Annotated in this window: 22 protein-coding genes; 8 read left to right on the top strand and 14 right to left on the bottom strand. The window is 29.9% G+C overall.

From position 1 onward, the window contains the following. Positions 1–84: 84 nt before the first annotated feature. The 4 genes from ACLII3_RS00640 to ACLII3_RS00625 all read right to left on the bottom strand — a co-directional run bounded on the left by ACLII3_RS00640 (position 85) and on the right by ACLII3_RS00625 (position 3,927). Complete coding sequence (locus ACLII3_RS00640; RefSeq protein WP_412985654.1) at positions 85–1,635, bottom strand: M28 family peptidase; 1,551 nt, start codon at positions 1,633–1,635, stop codon at positions 85–87. A gap of 99 nt (positions 1,636–1,734) precedes the next feature. After that, a complete protein-coding gene (locus tag ACLII3_RS00635) occupies positions 1,735–2,769 on the bottom strand; it encodes a M28 family peptidase (RefSeq protein WP_412985653.1) in 1,035 nt (344 codons plus the stop codon). 44 nt (positions 2,770–2,813) lie between these two features. Further along, complete coding sequence (locus ACLII3_RS00630; protein WP_412985651.1) at positions 2,814–3,134, bottom strand: hypothetical protein; 321 nt, start codon at positions 3,132–3,134, stop codon at positions 2,814–2,816. 7 nt (positions 3,135–3,141) lie between these two features. Next, positions 3,142–3,927 carry a DUF3108 domain-containing protein gene (locus tag ACLII3_RS00625; protein WP_412985650.1) on the bottom strand — a complete coding sequence of 262 codons (786 nt, stop codon included), beginning with the start codon at positions 3,925–3,927 and terminating at the stop codon, positions 3,142–3,144. Between the two features lie 187 nt (positions 3,928–4,114). On the opposite strand from ACLII3_RS00625, the gene ACLII3_RS00620 reads away from it, so the two are divergent. From ACLII3_RS00620 to ACLII3_RS00605, 4 genes are all read left to right on the top strand, one after another. Beyond that, positions 4,115–4,960, top strand: coding sequence for a universal stress protein (locus ACLII3_RS00620; RefSeq protein ID WP_412985649.1), 846 nt, complete (start codon positions 4,115–4,117; stop codon positions 4,958–4,960). Between the two features lie 121 nt (positions 4,961–5,081). Next, on the top strand, positions 5,082–6,314 hold the full coding sequence (locus ACLII3_RS00615; RefSeq protein ID WP_412985647.1) for an NAD(P)/FAD-dependent oxidoreductase: 1,233 nt from the start codon (positions 5,082–5,084) through the stop codon (positions 6,312–6,314). 11 nt (positions 6,315–6,325) lie between these two features. Next, positions 6,326–6,634, top strand: coding sequence for a TusE/DsrC/DsvC family sulfur relay protein (locus ACLII3_RS00610; RefSeq protein ID WP_412985646.1), 309 nt, complete (start codon positions 6,326–6,328; stop codon positions 6,632–6,634). A 19-nt stretch (positions 6,635–6,653) separates the two neighbouring features. Next, positions 6,654–7,127 carry a DsrE/DsrF/DrsH-like family protein gene (locus ACLII3_RS00605; RefSeq protein ID WP_412985644.1) on the top strand — a complete coding sequence of 158 codons (474 nt, stop codon included), beginning with the start codon at positions 6,654–6,656 and terminating at the stop codon, positions 7,125–7,127. Positions 7,128–7,243: 116 nt separating this feature from the next. Here the strand turns inward: ACLII3_RS00605 and ACLII3_RS00600 are convergent, their stop codons facing one another. The 3 genes from ACLII3_RS00600 to ACLII3_RS00590 are packed head-to-tail and all read right to left on the bottom strand — an operon-like array spanning position 7,244 to position 10,163. Beyond that, positions 7,244–7,903, bottom strand: a complete 660-nt coding sequence (locus ACLII3_RS00600) for a DUF2490 domain-containing protein (protein ID WP_412985642.1) — start codon at positions 7,901–7,903, stop codon at positions 7,244–7,246. Between the two features lie 6 nt (positions 7,904–7,909). After that, the gene (locus ACLII3_RS00595; protein WP_412985640.1) at positions 7,910–8,542 is read right to left on the bottom strand and encodes a carbonic anhydrase family protein; all 633 of its coding nucleotides are present in this window, start codon (positions 8,540–8,542) and stop codon (positions 7,910–7,912) included. 25 nt (positions 8,543–8,567) lie between these two features. Further along, complete coding sequence (locus tag ACLII3_RS00590; RefSeq protein ID WP_412985639.1) at positions 8,568–10,163, bottom strand: SulP family inorganic anion transporter; 1,596 nt, start codon at positions 10,161–10,163, stop codon at positions 8,568–8,570. A 155-nt stretch (positions 10,164–10,318) separates the two neighbouring features. Between ACLII3_RS00590 and ACLII3_RS00585 the strand changes: the two genes are divergently transcribed. Then, positions 10,319–10,993, top strand: coding sequence for a TetR/AcrR family transcriptional regulator (locus ACLII3_RS00585; protein ID WP_412985637.1), 675 nt, complete (start codon positions 10,319–10,321; stop codon positions 10,991–10,993). Between the two features lie 146 nt (positions 10,994–11,139). Here the strand turns inward: ACLII3_RS00585 and ACLII3_RS00580 are convergent, their stop codons facing one another. Genes ACLII3_RS00580 through ACLII3_RS00560 form a run of 5 tightly spaced genes read right to left on the bottom strand, consistent with a single transcriptional unit; the run spans position 11,140 to position 13,167 of the window. Further along, entirely contained in the window at positions 11,140–11,472 is a 333-nt protein-coding gene (locus ACLII3_RS00580) for a hypothetical protein (RefSeq protein ID WP_412985636.1), read from the bottom strand. A gap of 15 nt (positions 11,473–11,487) precedes the next feature. Beyond that, positions 11,488–11,871, bottom strand: coding sequence for a hypothetical protein (locus ACLII3_RS00575; protein WP_412985635.1), 384 nt, complete (start codon positions 11,869–11,871; stop codon positions 11,488–11,490). A 31-nt stretch (positions 11,872–11,902) separates the two neighbouring features. Next, entirely contained in the window at positions 11,903–12,265 is a 363-nt protein-coding gene (locus ACLII3_RS00570; RefSeq protein ID WP_412985634.1) for a DUF3127 domain-containing protein, read from the bottom strand. Then, positions 12,213–12,572, bottom strand: coding sequence for a hypothetical protein (locus ACLII3_RS00565; protein WP_412985632.1), 360 nt, complete (start codon positions 12,570–12,572; stop codon positions 12,213–12,215). Before ACLII3_RS00565 ends, ACLII3_RS00570 begins: the two co-directional genes overlap by 53 nt. Position 12,573: 1 nt before the next feature. Next, positions 12,574–13,167: a hypothetical protein gene (locus ACLII3_RS00560; RefSeq protein ID WP_412985631.1), complete on the bottom strand. Its 594-nt coding sequence runs from the start codon at positions 13,165–13,167 to the stop codon at positions 12,574–12,576. A 106-nt stretch (positions 13,168–13,273) separates the two neighbouring features. Here ACLII3_RS00560 and ACLII3_RS00555 point away from each other — a divergent pair, with 106 nt between their 5' ends. Continuing rightward, positions 13,274–13,498 (top strand): helix-turn-helix domain-containing protein, encoded by a 225-nt coding sequence (locus tag ACLII3_RS00555; RefSeq protein WP_412985629.1) that lies wholly within the window; start codon positions 13,274–13,276, stop codon positions 13,496–13,498. A 108-nt stretch (positions 13,499–13,606) separates the two neighbouring features. On the opposite strand, the gene ACLII3_RS00550 is transcribed toward ACLII3_RS00555, so the two are convergent. Both ACLII3_RS00550 and ACLII3_RS00545 read right to left on the bottom strand, forming a co-directional pair. After that, positions 13,607–14,044 carry a JAB domain-containing protein gene (locus ACLII3_RS00550; RefSeq protein WP_412985627.1) on the bottom strand — a complete coding sequence of 146 codons (438 nt, stop codon included), beginning with the start codon at positions 14,042–14,044 and terminating at the stop codon, positions 13,607–13,609. A 62-nt stretch (positions 14,045–14,106) separates the two neighbouring features. Then, positions 14,107–14,502 (bottom strand): hypothetical protein, encoded by a 396-nt coding sequence (locus tag ACLII3_RS00545; RefSeq protein ID WP_412985625.1) that lies wholly within the window; start codon positions 14,500–14,502, stop codon positions 14,107–14,109. 280 nt (positions 14,503–14,782) lie between these two features. On the opposite strand from ACLII3_RS00545, the gene ACLII3_RS00540 reads away from it, so the two are divergent. Then, the gene (locus tag ACLII3_RS00540) at positions 14,783–15,073 is read left to right on the top strand and encodes a helix-turn-helix domain-containing protein (protein WP_412985623.1); all 291 of its coding nucleotides are present in this window, start codon (positions 14,783–14,785) and stop codon (positions 15,071–15,073) included. A gap of 7 nt (positions 15,074–15,080) precedes the next feature. Then, positions 15,081–15,647, top strand: coding sequence for a hypothetical protein (locus tag ACLII3_RS00535; RefSeq protein WP_412985622.1), 567 nt, complete (start codon positions 15,081–15,083; stop codon positions 15,645–15,647).

Below are 15,647 nucleotides of genomic sequence, written 5' to 3'. Positions count from 1 at the left end.
TTTTGTTATTGCTAATAATACTTTAAATAAAAAAAGCCTTTCGTTTAGTTTCGAAAGGCTTTTTAGTTTTATTGTAATTGCTAATTAAGGTTTAGCAGGTGCTTTATCAACCTCAGGAGCTTTTTCACGATTAGCTACTTCCCAAGCAGTATGGAATACTAAACGTGTACGGTTTTCTAACAAATCGTATTCAATTTTGTCAGCAGTATCAGTAGCTTTATGATAATCGTCATGAGTACCATTAAAGTAAAAAATTACTGGAATGTTATTTTTAGCAAAGTTATAATGGTCAGAACGATAGTAATAACGATTTGGATCGTCTTCATCGTTATAAGTATAGTCTAACTCAATATTAGTGTATTTTTGATTTACTTCTTCCGATAAGTTATGAAGTTCTGTACTTAGTTTGTCACTTCCAATTAAATAAACATAATTTCTATCACCATCTTTTCTTTTTGGATCCACACGACCAATCATATCTATATTTAAATTAGCTACTGTGTTTTCTAATGGTACAATTGGGTTGTAATCTGTATAATATTTAGAACCTAATAATCCTTTTTCTTCTCCAGTAACATGTAAAAATACGATTGAACGTTTTGGGCCATGACCATTTTTTTCAGCTTCTTTAAAAGCTTCTGCAATTTCAAGCATAGCCACTGTTCCTGAACCATCATCATCAGCACCATTAAATACTTCACCATCATGAATACCATTGTGGTCTAAGTGAGCTGAAATAATTACGTATTCATCTGGTTTTTCACTTCCTTTAATAATAGATACTACATTTTCTGAAGACATTGGTACAGTAACACTTTCGTACTTTACATCAATGTTTTTAGCAACAACACCATTATCTTTTTTATCGCTAATGTTTTCAATTAAAGCATTTCCAAGTTTTTCACTAATCAAAAATCCATAGATAGTTTTTTCTTTAGCTAATAATGATAACCTGTTGCTTCCTCCTTTTTCTTCTACTTTTTTGTAATAGGCAGCATATCTTTTAAATAAGTTATCGTCTAATAAAAACATTGCTTTTGCACCGTTTTTCTCAGCTGCTTCTCTTTTTGAGCGTAAAGATTGTCTTCCGTTTGACCATTTAGATATTTCTTTAGAACCACTAATAATGTAGTTTCCAGCATTATCTTTAGGTTCTCCAGCTATTACCACTACTATTTTGTCTTTTACATCTAGGTCTTTGTAATCGTTATGTTTTTCATGGTCAATTCCGTAACCAACATATACAATTTCGCTAGCGTCAAAATTGCTTGTTTCTGGTGAAGTTAACGTAATGAAATCTTCAAAGTAATTAAAAGATTGCTCTCCAATAGTCATTTCTACTTTAGGAGTCTTAATAATTTGAAGTGGTACTTCTTGAAAATAATCACCTTCAGTTATAGCAGAAGGCACTTGAAGTGATTCATATTGATTTTTAAGATAGTCTACCGCCTTTTTTTGTCCAGGTTGTCCTGTTTCTCTTCCTTCAAATTCATCAGAAGCATATACGTAAAGCATTTCTTTTAATTCGTCAGCCGAAATTGTTTCAGCATAGCCAATAATGTCTTCTGTTTGTGCTTCTTTTTTACAAGAAAAAATAGCCAAAAGACTAGCAAATAGTAATAAGTGTTTTTTCATTATCTAAAATTATAAATATAAAGTTGTGCGATAATACGAAAAAATACTTGGGTTGGGTAGTTGTTATCTATTGCTTTAACACTTTTTAACAAGCAGTTGTTATTTATCTACAACTATTCTTTTATCTTGATTTGCAAGTTGCCACGCAGTAGCAAATATTAAGCGCGTGCGTTTTTCTAGTAGTTGGTAGTTAATTTTATCTGGAGTGTCACTAACTTCATGATAATCATCATGCTCACCATTAAAGTAAAATATTACTGGTATGTTTTCTTTTGCGAAGTTGTAATGGTCTGACCTGTAGTAGTAGCGGTTGTTCTCATTTTCTTCATTGTATTTGTAATTTAACTCTAGATTAAAAAAACTTTTATTAACAGCTTCTGAAATGTAGTGAAGTTCTGTACTTAATCTGTCTGCACCAATTAAATACAAATATGCTTGGTCTTCGTTATGGTACTCATCAATTCTACCAATCATATCAATATTAAGATTTGCAACTGTATTTTCTAATGGAAAAACTGGATTTTCGACATAAAACTTCGAACCTTCTAGACCAATTTCTTCTGCTGTTGTATGAAGAAATAAAATGCTTCTTTTTGGGCCATAACCATCGATTTTTGCTTTTTTAAAGGCTTGAGCCATTTCTAAAAGGGCAACTGTTCCAGAGCCATCATCGTCTGCTCCATAATAAATATTTCCTTGCTCATCAATACCTTCGTGGTCATGATGTGCAGATATTATAATTAATTCGTCTGATTTAGTTGTACCTTTAATATATGCCAACACATTTTCGGTATCTTTATACTTATTATTAAAATAAGAAGAAGGTATTTCTTGAAAATAATCACTTTTACCAAAAGGTGATTTAATTGATTCGCTTATATAATAGTTTTTAAGATAATTAACTGCTTTTTTTTGCCCAATTGTACCAACACGCCTTCCATTAAACTCTGCTGAAGCAAAAACGAACATATGGTTTTTTAACTCATTAGCTGTAATTGAGTTAGCGTAAGTGATTACTTGAGTAGAATCTTGAATAGTGATGTTATTGGTTATAGCTTCAATTTTCTCTTTATGGCTTAAGGTTGCGCACGAACCTATAAGCGAGAACGCTGTTGCATATATAAGGGCTTTCATGGATTAGTTTGTTAAATATCAAACAAATATAAAAGGAAAAAAGACTATTCTATCTCAATTGCATCTAATTCTTTCATTTCTTCGTCAGAAATTTTTTCTTTTTCAATAGATTCTTCGTCAATAGTTATCTCGTTTGGTTTTAACGAATTGTAGATATTTAATATTAAAGCAACTATGGTTACTAAAAAAATAGCTTTTACAAGCTTGGTGTTTTTACCTTCTTTTTGAGCCATTTTAAAAGCTATAAATCCAAAAATAAAGGATGTAGCTATAGGAATGATAGCAATTGTACCAAAAGGTAAAATAGATAGAGCAAGTCCAAGTATGGCCGCAATAATTGCAATAATTGTAATAAGTAATCTCATAGTTGTATTAATGTTTTAGTCCAGTTGCACTTTGTATTCTTAGTTCGCCACTACCAACTGCTATTTTGAATTTAGCATACACAGGAATTTTATTGGCATCGGCTGTTAACCATATTATGTTATCGTTATTTCCTTTTAGGACATCACTATTACTAATAGTAATGGCTATTTTATAGCATTCCTTTTTTCCTATTTTGGTATTAATAGTTTCTTTACCTAAAAGTGTCATTTTTACTTTTGTTTCTTGAGCGTCAAATAAAACAGTAAAAGTATCACTACTACCAATACTGGCTTTGTCAATGTCAAGGTTACGTATATGATATAGTGTGGTTACTAAATCTCTAGCTCCAGGATTTAATTTAATTGATTCGTTTCTATCCCAAAAACCAGATTTAAAATTTTTGCTTTTTTGACGTCTTAAGGTTTTAACTGTATTGGTTTTATAACTAAAGTTATACTTTTCAAACTTATAATGACCACCTTCATCAATATCTCTTTGGTATAAATATGGTTTAAGGGTATTTGGGTTTACGTAGCTTTCGTATAAGTCATCAATTTTAAAAAAATGGTCCCATTTACTATAAGTTCTGGCTTTACATTTTAATCTTAAAAGTGTTGCTTTAGATGTTTTTACTTCACTAGTTTCCATCGTTACTTGAGCTAAATCGGTAAGTAAACCAGACATGTTATACGAAGCAGTAAATGTAAGTTTTTCTCCAGCAGTAATGGTTTTGTTTTGTGCATAAACACTAGAGATTATAAGCGTTGAAAATAAAAGTAATATATGTTTCATCTACTCTAATTATTATAGTTAATAACGTATTTATAAGCATTTATTATGCCGAAAATACAATGCTTTAGTAAAGAAAGCTAATTTTCATGTAATTTAAATTATTGATAGTTAAAGGTTTTCAACTGACAATTATCATTGTTTGTGTAACAATACTGCATTAATTTTATTTTCTGTAAAACATAAGTAGATGAAAAAGATATTATTACCTACCGATTTTTCTAAAAATTCGTTAAGCGCTATTAACTATGCTATGCAATTGTTAAAGGACGTTGAATGCGAATTTTACTTTTTAAACATACAAAAAGCATCTTCGTTTGTATCTGATGATTTGATGACTATGTCTTCATCTACAACAATATATCAAACGTTAATTGATACTGCTAAAAAATCAATTAATAATGTAATTAATACAGTTGAATCACATTATAATAATGATAAGCATACTTTTCACTCTACTGTAGATTACGACAATTTTATTGATGCCATTAACCAAATGTGCGAGTTAAAGGACATTGATTTAATCATCATGGGAACTAAAGGAGCTACAGGAGCAGAACGTGTTATTTTTGGCAGTAATACTGTTAGAGTTATGCAAAGATGTGGTGTACCAGTTCTTGCTATACCAAATGGTTGTGAGTTTAATGGTATGCAAAAGCTAGCGTTTACAACAGATTATTTATCTCATTATAATGAAGATGATTTAGCTATTCTTTTAGGTTTTGTAAAACAGTTTAACTCTAAGCTTGATATTCTTCATGTTAAAAATGCTGAAACGCTATCTCAGGAAAAAGAAAATGTTAGAGCTTATTTAGATGAATTGTTTACAACTATTTCTCATGAATTTGTAGAGTTAAATCAAGACGATATCTTTAAAGTTGTTCAAGATTATATCTATAATAATCAAATCAACATGCTAGCCATGACAAGTAAAAAGCATTCTTTTTTAGAAAGATTATTTTCTAGGCACAATGTTGAGATTTTTGGCTTTAAGATTGATGTTCCGTTTTTAGTTATGGAAGATACTAGTTCTTAAACTCTCTGTAACTTAGGTTACATAAGGGGTTTTCATGATTTTAGTCATAATTTTTCCTCTTGATACTTCTTAAGTTTGTTGTACAAAATTCATAGAACTAAATGTGAATTGTGTCAATAAAATGAAAAATATAGTAATATTAGGAGCAGGAACAGCAGGTACAATGATGGCGAATCATTTAGTGTCAAAACTTCCTCAAAATGAATGGTCTATCAGTATTGTAGATCAATATAAAACACATTATTATCAACCAGGGTTTTTATTTCTTCCTTTCGATACTTATACAGAAGCACAAGTAAAGAAAGAAGGGAAAAAGTTTATTCCAAAAGGTGTTAAATATATTCAGAAGAAAATTGAGCGTATTTATCCTGATTCTAATAAGGTTGAATTAGAAGATGATGTTTTAAAGTATGATATACTTATTGTAGCTACAGGCTCTAAAATTGCCCCAGATGAAATTGAAGGTATGCATAGTCAAGAATGGCATAAAAGTATTTTTGATTTTTATACTTACGAAGGTGCTTTAGCGCTTCGCAATAAATTAAGAGAGTGGGATGGAGGCAAGCTTGTAGTGCATATAACAGAGATGCCAATTAAATGTCCAGTAGCACCATTAGAGTTTGCATTTTTAGCAGATTCTTACTTTAAGAAAAAGGGTATGCGTGACAAAGTAGATATTACTTATGTAACACCATTAGGTGGTGCTTTTACTAAGCCTAAAGCTACAGAAACACTTCACTATTTGTTAGAAGAAAAAGGAATTAAAGAAGTTACAGATTTTAATATTGAACAGGTAGATTATAAAAATAATAAGATTGTAGATTATGCTGATGTAGAAGTGGATTATGATTTGCTGGTTACAGTACCTACAAATATGGGAGATGATGTTATTGAGCGTTCTGGATTAGGCGATGATCTTAATTTTATACCAACACACAAAAACACATTACAATCTAAAGCTCACGAAAATATTTTTGTAATTGGAGATGCAACTAATCTTCCTGCATCTAAAGCAGGCTCTGTAGCACATTTTCAAGCAGAAACATTAACAGATAACATACTTTTATTTATTGATGAAAAACCATTGAAAGAGGAATTTGATGGTCATGCCAACTGTTTTATAGAAACAGGTGATAATAAAGCGCTTTTAATTGACTTTAATTATGAGCAAGAGCCAGTTGAAGGAACATTTCCAATCGCTGGAATAGGACCTTTAAAATTACTAAAAGAGTCGGTATTTAATCATTGGGGAAAATTAGCATTTAGGTGGATTTACTGGAATATGTTGTTAAAAGGGATTCCAATTCCATTTGTTGGAAGAAATATGAGTACAAAAGGTAAAAAGATTAACTAAAATAATATATCATGGAAAGAGATATTGCACAAGTAAAAATAAGCGTAAACGAAGAAGGATATTTAACAGATTTCTCTCAATGGACAAGAGAAATTGGTGTTGAGCTTGCTAAAGAGCAAGAAATAGATATGACAGATAAACATTGGGAAGTTATAGATTACATTCATGATAAGTTTAAAAAAGAAGAACCATTATCTATTAGAGGAATAAAGAAAAGTGGTGTTATAAATGTAAAGGAGTTTTATAACTTATTTCCAGGTGGTCCATTAAAAAAGGCAACGTTAATAGCTGGCATCCCTAAGCCTAAGAGTTGTATTTAATAATTTAAAACTAAAGTGTATGGCAACTAAAGTTAAAAAGATGCTTTTTATTTTATCGAAAGCAACAATAGAAAACGTTTATGCAGCTTTTGTTATGGCAAATGGTGCACGTATGGAAGGTATTGATGCAGATATATTCTTTACATTTTTTGGATTGGAAGCAATACAAAAAAAGAAGCTTAATAATCTTCATGTAGCAACTGTAGGTAATCCTGCAATGCATATCCCAACTATGATTGGTGGACTACCAGGAATGGAAGCTTTGGCAACTAAGATGATGAAAAAAGAAATGGATAAATTAGATATGCCACCAGTAGATGAGTTCTTAGAAATTTTATCAGATTCAGGATGTGGTTTATGGGCTTGTAAGTTGGCAGTAGATATGTTCCATTTAGAAGAAAAAGACCTAATTGACGATCTTGATGGTGTTCTAACTATTGGAGACTTTTATAATAAAGCAGATACCGAAAATGCTCAAATAGTGTTTATTTAAAACATATTAGTATTTAATATAAAAGGCGAATACACAAATTGTATTCGCCTTTTTATAGTTTAACACTTGCTATTAACCAATTCTAAGGTATGCTAAACTACTAAAAACAAAATCTATTAAAAGTTTATAAATAGTATAGTGTTGATTTGATCTCTACTACTATTATTGAATATCTGGTTCATGTAGCCCAATTCTAACCTAATATTCTTATTGAATTTATAGCCTAATCCACCATAAATTCTATTTCTGTCAAAAGCCTCATCTTGACCATTTATAAATAACTCGTTATAAGCAGATGCATAAAGCGCTCCTTTACTCATTTCTGGTTTGTTTAATGGAACGTTTGCACTTAAAAAATATCTAAAACGCCATTTAAGGTCAGAATCCTCAACAAATCTTTGTTCAATTCTATATCTGTGGCTTAATGAAACACGATTTATTTTTTGTTTGGTTTGATACTGTTGATAGATTCTATGCTCTTTAACAGTTAGTTTGTCATCAGTACCATCTATATAGTTTTTAGAAACTATATATCCATAACCTAAAAGGATGTTATTGTTGTTTTCTGTTAGATTGTATCCTAATCCAGTTCTAAGCAATAGTTGCTCCATGTCGCCAATAGCGTCATAGTTTCTGTATTGTACTTCGTGATGCAAGTTCCATTGGTTATTTAAGTTTTTGTTTCCAATGTAAATTAACCAATTTCCTAAGCTACTATCTTGAGCTAATGAAAAGATAGGAGATAATAATACTAAAAAGATGATTGCTTTTTTCATACCAATTTATACTTCAAAAAATGTTACTTCTCCATTAGAAATATCATACATACCTCCAATAATCATAATTTCATTATTCTCGGCCATTTCATTTAATACTTCACTTTGTGTTTTGATGTTCTCTATAGTTAAGTTAACATTCATTTTAGCAACAGTATCAACAAATTCAATATTACCTGAATTTCTTAATGATGCATCTTTAGGTTCTGAAACAGCTTCTACAGCAGGTTTTAATTTAGAAATTAACTTAGTAAGGTTTCCTAATTCTGCATTATCACAAGCACCTTTTATAGCTCCACAAGCAGTGTGACCTAAAACTACAACTAGTTTAGTTCCTGCTAATTTGCAAGCAAACTCCATGCTTCCTAGTATGTCTTCATTTACAAAATTTCCAGCTACACGAGCGCTAAAAATATCACCAATTCCTTGGTCGAAAATAAGCTCAGAAGAAACTCTAGAGTCGATACAACTTAATACAGTTGCGAAAGGATATTGACCAGTACTTGTAGCTTGTACTTGCTCTATTAAATCTCTGTTAGACTTTAAGTTTTCTTGAAATCTTTTATTCCCATCTTTTAATAATTGTAATGCAATTTGTGGTGTAATGGCTGCTTGTGTGTCTTTTGTATGTGCTTTCATAAATGTGTTTTTTAAATTTTAATTATTATGCTGTTACAGGTCTTAACTTAAAGAACTCAATATAACTGTCAGGGTTTTCTACAATACCTCTTTCTGAAACTAATTTTATATCTATGTTTCTGTTTTTAGCTTTTAGTGAAAAGTCTTCTAAAATTTCAATAATATCATTATCAAGATATCTAGTGTTTCTAACATCTAATTCTAAATAAGAATCCTCAGGAATTCTATCTAATTCTTTTAAGATGGCACCTTTATTAAAGAAAGTTACTTCTTCAGCTAAAGTCATTTTCATTTTTTGTACGCCATTACTTTTATCTTCTTTATGTAAGAAGTGAGAATTTTGGAAAGACTTTATTAAGATAACTACAATACCTACGGCTAATCCAAGGCCTAAACCTTTTAATAAATCGATAAAAACAATTCCACCAACTGTAGTTACGAATGGTATCCATTGTTTCCAACCTAATTCAAACATTTGCTTAAATAAAGCTGGTTTTGCTAATTTATAACCTACAATAAATAATACTGCTGCTAATACTGCTAAAGGAATTTTATTTAATAGAGTAGGAATAAGCATTACAGAAATCAACAGTAAAAAACCATGTATAATTGCAGACATTTTACTTTTTCCACCAGATTGTATATTAGCAGAACTTCTAACAATTACCTGAGTAATAGGTAAACCACCAATAAACCCAGAAATAATATTACCTGTACCTTGCGCTAATAATTCTCTATTAGTTGGAGTAACATTTTTCTCAGGATCTAATTTATCTGTAGCTTCAACGCATAATAATGTTTCTAAACTGGCTACAAGAGCAATTGTAAAGGCTACAATCCAAACTTCAGAATTTGTTATTGCACTAAAGTTAGGAAAAGTAAACTGTCCTAAAAATGAGTCAATACTATCTGGTACAGGAACACTCACTAATTGAGAATTAGAGAATACTAGTGATGGGTTAGATTGAGTTAAAGTATAAAAAACAATACCTGCAATAACAGCTACTAAAGGTCCTTGTATTAATTGAAATATTCTTGATTTTTTAGTTAATACACGATCCCAAAGAATTAAAATAAATAAACTGATAAGACCTATAATTGTTGGTCCAAGACTAATGTGATTTATAGTTTTTAATATTTCAGAAAAAGTCCCTTTACTATCTACTTGGAAAAAGGCAAAATCACCATCTGGAGTTGGGTCGTAACCAAAAAAGTGAGGAATTTGTTTTAGTATAATAATGATTCCAATACCAGTTAACATCCCTTTAATTACTGAAGAAGGAAAAAAGTAACCAATAATTCCAAAACGAACTAACCCAAATATTAATTGAATAATACCACCTAAAACTACAGCTAATAAGAAGTTTTGATAACTACCTAGAGTAGCAATTGCTGTTAAGACAATAGCAGCTAATCCTGCTGCAGGTCCACTAACTCCAATTTTTGATCCACTTAAAGAACCAACAACCACTCCTCCAATAATTCCAGCAATTAACCCAGAAAATAGTGGAGCTCCACTGGCTAGAGCAATACCTAAACATAAAGGTAAGGCTACAAAAAATACAACAATACTAGCAGGTATATCACTTTTTAAACTGCTAAATACTCCTTTTTTACTCATAGTTTTTTTGTTTTAGTATTAAAAATCGGTTGCAAATATATAAACAAATATCAAATTTGATAGTAATACTATCATAAAGAATTGTGAAAATATTAAATTTGATATATTTGCAATTGCAAATAAATCTGTAATTTTACATTTAAACCATCGAATAAATGTCAATAGGAGTTAAGATAACATTAAATGAAGGCCTATTTTTAAAGGAACCTCAAGATTCTAAGCTAGGGAGAAAAATTATTAAGCATAGCATATTATTAATTGATAAATTAGGATTTGAAGCGTTTACATTTAAGAAGTTGGCTACAGAAATAAACTCTACTGAAGCTTCAATTTACAGATACTTTGAAAATAAGCACTTATTACTTATATACTTGGTTTCTTGGTATTGGGAGTGGGTAGGATATTTAATTAATATTGGGACAATGAATATTGAAGATCCTAATAGAAAATTAGAAATAATAATTAAAACCTTCGTTTCTGCATCTATGGAAAATCCTTCAATTGATTATGTTAACGAGAGTGTATTACATAATGTTGTTATTGATGAAGGAGCTAAGGCATATCATACAAAAGACGTAGATAACGAAAATTCTAAAGGTTTTTTTGCTAACTATAAGAATTTAGTTGCTAAAGTATCAGAATTGGTTTTAGAGATAAATCCAAAATTTCCATATCCAATAGCTTTTGTTACTAATTTATTCGAAATGGCTAATAATCATATTTATTTTGCGAAACATTTACCTAGATTAACAGATGTAACTGTGGTAGATGATAATTTTGATGAAGTAGAAAAAATGCTAAACCACTTTGCAAATAAATTACTTAGTTAAGGATTGAGTAGCATATAATATAAAATAAAAAAACCAGAACATATGTTCTGGTTTTTTTCTGCGGAGAAAGAGGGATTCGAACCCCCGGAGGTGTGACCCTCAACATCAACATATTAGCTAATATTAATATATAGGAATGCCTTTTTCTACTCCTTTTTACTTACTAACAGATTACATCTATCATTATTTTTTATAAGCTCTAATTTTAGCTTCTTACAATTAAATTGATTGAGTTTATCCTTAACAATATTTAATTTGGCTATATCAAATTCATACACCACTCTAGAGAGTATATCTGCATTATATTGAAGAATTATATTCTTAGAAAATTCTACACCAAATAAAGCCTTAAAATCATTTTTAATGTATTCATAGCTTTCATACTCTAAACCATTTATAAAAGTTGATTCCAAACTCTCAAGGTTAAACTCATTTAGCTCATATTGTTCTCCAATTTTAAAACGTAATTCTTTCAGCAAGGATTTACACATACCTTAATTAAATGAATACTGGTATTGAAAATTTTGTTGACTAATGGTTTCTTGATGAACTGTAACATCATCATTTGAACCATAAAAACGCATATTAGCTTGTGAAGAATCCTCTATGTAGAAATCAAGTTCAAAACTTGCAGTATTTTCTGGAATGTTAACAGTAACTATATTATTGTCATAATCAAAATCTGAATTTACTGTTGATTCAGAACCATCTTCAAAAGTTAAAGTTGTAGTCAAGGAAACAGATACCCAAGCTTCTAAAGTTCCTGTTGTGAACTCTACTATATGTGATTGGCTAATTGGTTGCTGTTCTTCATTATCATCACTTGAACATGCTACTAATGATAAAATGGCTATTAATGTTAAAAATGCTTTCTTCATGATATTAGATTTAAGTTATTAATTGATTTGGTTAAAATGGTAAGTCATTATCTGGGTCATCCTCTATAAAGCTTGCTTCTTCTGTTTGAGGTATTACATTTGGCATTGTTTCTAGGCTATTTAAAAGCTCTATTCTCCAGCCTTGAAAGGAATTGAAATACTTGGCTACACCTTCAGGATTAATCCATTCTCTACCTCTTAAATTGATGCTTATTTTCACATCTTGACCTACAGCATAATTATCTAGTAACTCACATTTGTCTTGTGTAAATTCTATTAATAAATGCTGTGGATATTTTTCATCTGTGGTGATAACAACTTCACGTTTTCTAAAGCCATTATCACCTAGGACTTGAGTCCCATTTAAAATTTTTATCTTTCCTACTAAGTCCATTAGTCGATGATTTTATTTTGTTTATAATTATATTGAGGTCTATCTCTTTGTTATCTGTTGGACTAGACTTTTCAAAAGCATCTTCTAGACCTTCATAAAGTTCAATGAATAGCAGTTCCTTGATTAATGATTTTTGTTCTCTTAAATTTCTGTTTGGGAATTCTGCTTCTAGTGTTTCTCTAATTCGGCTTAACTCTATATAGCCTTTTTCATGTTTAATCAACCACCAAGCTATTTTATCTCTAGTGTATAAACCATCACTAGATGATAGAGATTCTAGTTCTTTAATTAAGTCACTGAACTTCATGCTAGCTTCTTGTTTTAATTGAATTTGTGAAATTGAATTTCCTGTAATATTTAATAAACAAGTCTCTTTCTTCAAATGAATACCCTTCCTTTATCATCATAGAAGTCTTCTCTTTAGTATTTGTTGAAGTACTAAAAAAGATAAAATCATTTTCAAACTTATCAGAATCAGAGCTTTCTATTGATGTTGGACTGAATTTAAATATTCTTTTACCTACGAGATTTAGTTCATAGATATTAAGTCCATCAAAAACTAATCTAAAAGGCACTTCACTACACGATATAAACCTATAAGGAATATAAACAAGTCCAATGATTGAAAGTATTACCATAATAAAACTATTACTAAACAGGGATAACCCACAAATAACTATTACCACTAATAAAATGATATAGAAATGCTCAAACTTCAAGTATTTATTTAGCATGCTTTTATGGTTTACATTCATAAAAACAAGCTTATTATCATTGTCCTTTGAGGTTTTAAGTTCATATTCAATAAAACCTTTACTATCCTCGTATAGTTCCAAAACAACATTTTCTATAGACTTCAAGGAGTCTTTATTCTTAATGATTCTCGAAATATTTGTTTTCATATTATTTCAATCTATAATTAACAAACATACTTATTTTATCATTTATGATAACCAAAAAGAATCATTTAATTATCATTTTTGGTAACTAGATATTTGGTTATTTAAAATGAAAGAAAAGAAGCAGTTACAGTTAGCAATTGGTAAGAGAGTTAAATCTTTAAGAGAATCTAAAGGTATAGCTCAGCAAGATTTAGCTGCGCAATGTAACCTTGAAAAATCTAACTTAAGTCGTTTAGAAGCTGGTGGAACTAATCCTACCATTTATACTCTAAAAAGAATTGCTGATAATCTCGATGTTAGTCTTTGTGATATAGTAAATTTTGATAAGTAAAGTCAAATTTTCGCTATTAATACCTATCTATACTCTTTATATAATTAGATTTTCACATTAAAAAGAGCTTAAATGCACACATACATAAAAGCATAATCTGTCAGAAGATTATTTTATTAAACCATTATCACTAAAACTATAATAACCATCTTTAGAAATTATTAAATGGTCCAACAATACAATATCTAAATACTGACCTGCTTTTTTAATCTTATTAGTAATTTTTTTATCTGTTGTACTTGGATTTAAATTACCACTTGGATGATTATGAACAATGATGATGCTACTTGCATTACATTTTAAAGCTACTGAAAACAATAATTTAGCATCTACAACAGTACCAGAAACTCCTCCCTTTGATAGAGAATAAATTCCTAACACATGATTACTTCTATTTAACAATAGTACTTTAAATTCTTCTTGTAGTTCAATAATATCTTTATTCCAACAATCTAAAATTATATTAAAAGACTCTTGGCTATTGGTTATTTTAATTTTCTCTTTATTAATACTAGTGTATGACACTTTTATTTCTGAAATCTCCATACTTCAATGATTTAATAAAAACCAATCTTACCTTAATTAAAAGATAAGATTGGTTTAATGTTTTAAATAGCTGGTTCTAAAATGCCATTTTTAGAAAATACATTTGAATTTGCAATTACATTTTGCTCATGAATTACTGGTGCTTTAGCAGGAGTTAATTCATCTTCAGATTTATAAACCCATCTATGGTTTAATGTAATCTCTTCTCCTGTTTCTGTTATAACATAATTAAAAGGCTCACATACCTCTTTAACAATTCCACCAGGCATTTTTGTTCCAATAAGTGAAGTACACACATCCTTATCAAATGTTGAAGGTATAAATGCTCTTTTTGCAGTAGCATAGAAATTACCAGTCTCTTTGGACTTAACCATCTCTATTCCTCCTTGCAGTTCCAAAACAAAGAATGTTGTTCCATCTTCTTTTTGTCTTTCTTTAAAATTAATGATTGTAACCATAGTTTTTGAATTTTGAGTTGAACTTAACCACTCACAAGAATTAAATTATCTACAGAAAATAAATTACAACTATCACCTTGAATTTATAAGCCCTGCTAGAAAATTTATTTCCTCTAAAAGTGGGTCGGGGAAGTTGATTCCCATAACTGGGTAGGGGTCATTGCACAAGGTACTCTAAGCTCTCACAGAATACCTTAAAAAATATTTTATAAAAATTTTTTCTGTAAGAAAAATAGATGTAGATTTAGACAACTTTTGACAAGTTGAAATCTGACTACTAATGATACTATCAGAATTAATAAAATTTAAAAGGGAAGCTAAAGGAATGCTACTAAGAGAGGTTGCATACCAGGTTGAAGTTGATACTGCTTTAATAAGTAAAATTGAAAAAGGAGATAGGAAGCCAACTAGAGAACAAATTGAAAAACTTGCTTTAGCTCTTGATATTGAATACAATAAACTATTAACCCTTTGGTTAAGTGAAAAAGTATATGAAGAAGTAAATGGGGAAGAAATGGCAATTGATGCAATAAAATTAGCTCTAAAAAGAGTAAAATCAGATAAGCAATAATCATACAATGACAGCTACACAATATCAAAATTTAGTATCACCATTATTATCAAATAAACTTGAAGGTCTTGACGTGGTTGAAGAATGGAGAGCATTTACAGGTGTTAATTATCAGTATTCTCCAAGAGTAGATATAGCAGCTGGACCTTTTAGCGTAGCACCATATAACAACCAAACAGCTGAGTATAACAATATTTTACGAAATGATAATGTTGACACTTTTTTAAAACAAATCTATGATTGTCATGTAGAAAACATTGGAGAAGAATGGTTACATGAAATTCAAATTCCTGAATTTGACTTTCTAACAAGAAAAAATCAAAATGCAAGATGCTTTTTAGCAATAGAAATTGAGAACTCAAGTACAAGAAAACACATAATGGGTAGCATGATAAATGCTGCTTCATTAGGTAGAATAGGAATAGGTATTGCATACAATGAATCTGTAAAAAGAACTTTTGTCAGAATACTCAATTATATGGCATTCTTAAAAAGAGTTGAAAAGAACACCTATGACACCACAAACTTTATGATTTTAACGAAAGAACAATTTCAAGAAATTCTTACACCTTAA

The sequence above is a fragment of the Pontimicrobium sp. IMCC45349 genome (genome assembly GCF_047219225.1).
Taxonomy (GTDB): Bacteria; Bacteroidota; Bacteroidia; order Flavobacteriales; family Flavobacteriaceae; genus IMCC45349.
Note: the sequence above shows the minus strand (reverse complement) of the source record. Positions and strands in the feature narration are given on the sequence as shown.

Excerpts from the sequence above, each read along its gene's own strand:
- ACLII3_RS00640 (WP_412985654.1), bottom strand. The coding sequence starts at position 1,635 with ATGAAAAAACACTTATTACTATTTGCTAGTCTTTTGGCTATTTTTTCT.
- ACLII3_RS00635 (WP_412985653.1), bottom strand. The coding sequence starts at position 2,769 with ATGAAAGCCCTTATATATGCAACAGCGTTCTCGCTTATAGGTTCGTGC.
- ACLII3_RS00630 (WP_412985651.1), bottom strand. The coding sequence starts at position 3,134 with ATGAGATTACTTATTACAATTATTGCAATTATTGCGGCCATACTTGGA.
- ACLII3_RS00625 (WP_412985650.1), bottom strand. The coding sequence starts at position 3,927 with ATGAAACATATATTACTTTTATTTTCAACGCTTATAATCTCTAGTGTT.
- ACLII3_RS00620 (WP_412985649.1), top strand. The coding sequence starts at position 4,115 with ATGAAAAAGATATTATTACCTACCGATTTTTCTAAAAATTCGTTAAGC.
- ACLII3_RS00615 (WP_412985647.1), top strand. The coding sequence starts at position 5,082 with ATGAAAAATATAGTAATATTAGGAGCAGGAACAGCAGGTACAATGATG.
- ACLII3_RS00610 (WP_412985646.1), top strand. The coding sequence starts at position 6,326 with ATGGAAAGAGATATTGCACAAGTAAAAATAAGCGTAAACGAAGAAGGA.
- ACLII3_RS00605 (WP_412985644.1), top strand. The coding sequence starts at position 6,654 with ATGGCAACTAAAGTTAAAAAGATGCTTTTTATTTTATCGAAAGCAACA.
- ACLII3_RS00600 (WP_412985642.1), bottom strand. The coding sequence starts at position 7,903 with ATGAAAAAAGCAATCATCTTTTTAGTATTATTATCTCCTATCTTTTCA.
- ACLII3_RS00595 (WP_412985640.1), bottom strand. The coding sequence starts at position 8,542 with ATGAAAGCACATACAAAAGACACACAAGCAGCCATTACACCACAAATT.
- ACLII3_RS00590 (WP_412985639.1), bottom strand. The coding sequence starts at position 10,163 with ATGAGTAAAAAAGGAGTATTTAGCAGTTTAAAAAGTGATATACCTGCT.
- ACLII3_RS00585 (WP_412985637.1), top strand. The coding sequence starts at position 10,319 with ATGTCAATAGGAGTTAAGATAACATTAAATGAAGGCCTATTTTTAAAG.
- ACLII3_RS00575 (WP_412985635.1), bottom strand. The coding sequence starts at position 11,871 with ATGAAGAAAGCATTTTTAACATTAATAGCCATTTTATCATTAGTAGCA.
- ACLII3_RS00570 (WP_412985634.1), bottom strand. The coding sequence starts at position 12,265 with ATGGACTTAGTAGGAAAGATAAAAATTTTAAATGGGACTCAAGTCCTA.
- ACLII3_RS00565 (WP_412985632.1), bottom strand. The coding sequence starts at position 12,572 with ATGAAGTTCAGTGACTTAATTAAAGAACTAGAATCTCTATCATCTAGT.
- ACLII3_RS00560 (WP_412985631.1), bottom strand. The coding sequence starts at position 13,167 with ATGAAAACAAATATTTCGAGAATCATTAAGAATAAAGACTCCTTGAAG.
- ACLII3_RS00555 (WP_412985629.1), top strand. The coding sequence starts at position 13,274 with ATGAAAGAAAAGAAGCAGTTACAGTTAGCAATTGGTAAGAGAGTTAAA.
- ACLII3_RS00550 (WP_412985627.1), bottom strand. The coding sequence starts at position 14,044 with ATGGAGATTTCAGAAATAAAAGTGTCATACACTAGTATTAATAAAGAG.
- ACLII3_RS00545 (WP_412985625.1), bottom strand. The coding sequence starts at position 14,502 with ATGGTTACAATCATTAATTTTAAAGAAAGACAAAAAGAAGATGGAACA.
- ACLII3_RS00540 (WP_412985623.1), top strand. The coding sequence starts at position 14,783 with ATGATACTATCAGAATTAATAAAATTTAAAAGGGAAGCTAAAGGAATG.
- ACLII3_RS00535 (WP_412985622.1), top strand. The coding sequence starts at position 15,081 with ATGACAGCTACACAATATCAAAATTTAGTATCACCATTATTATCAAAT.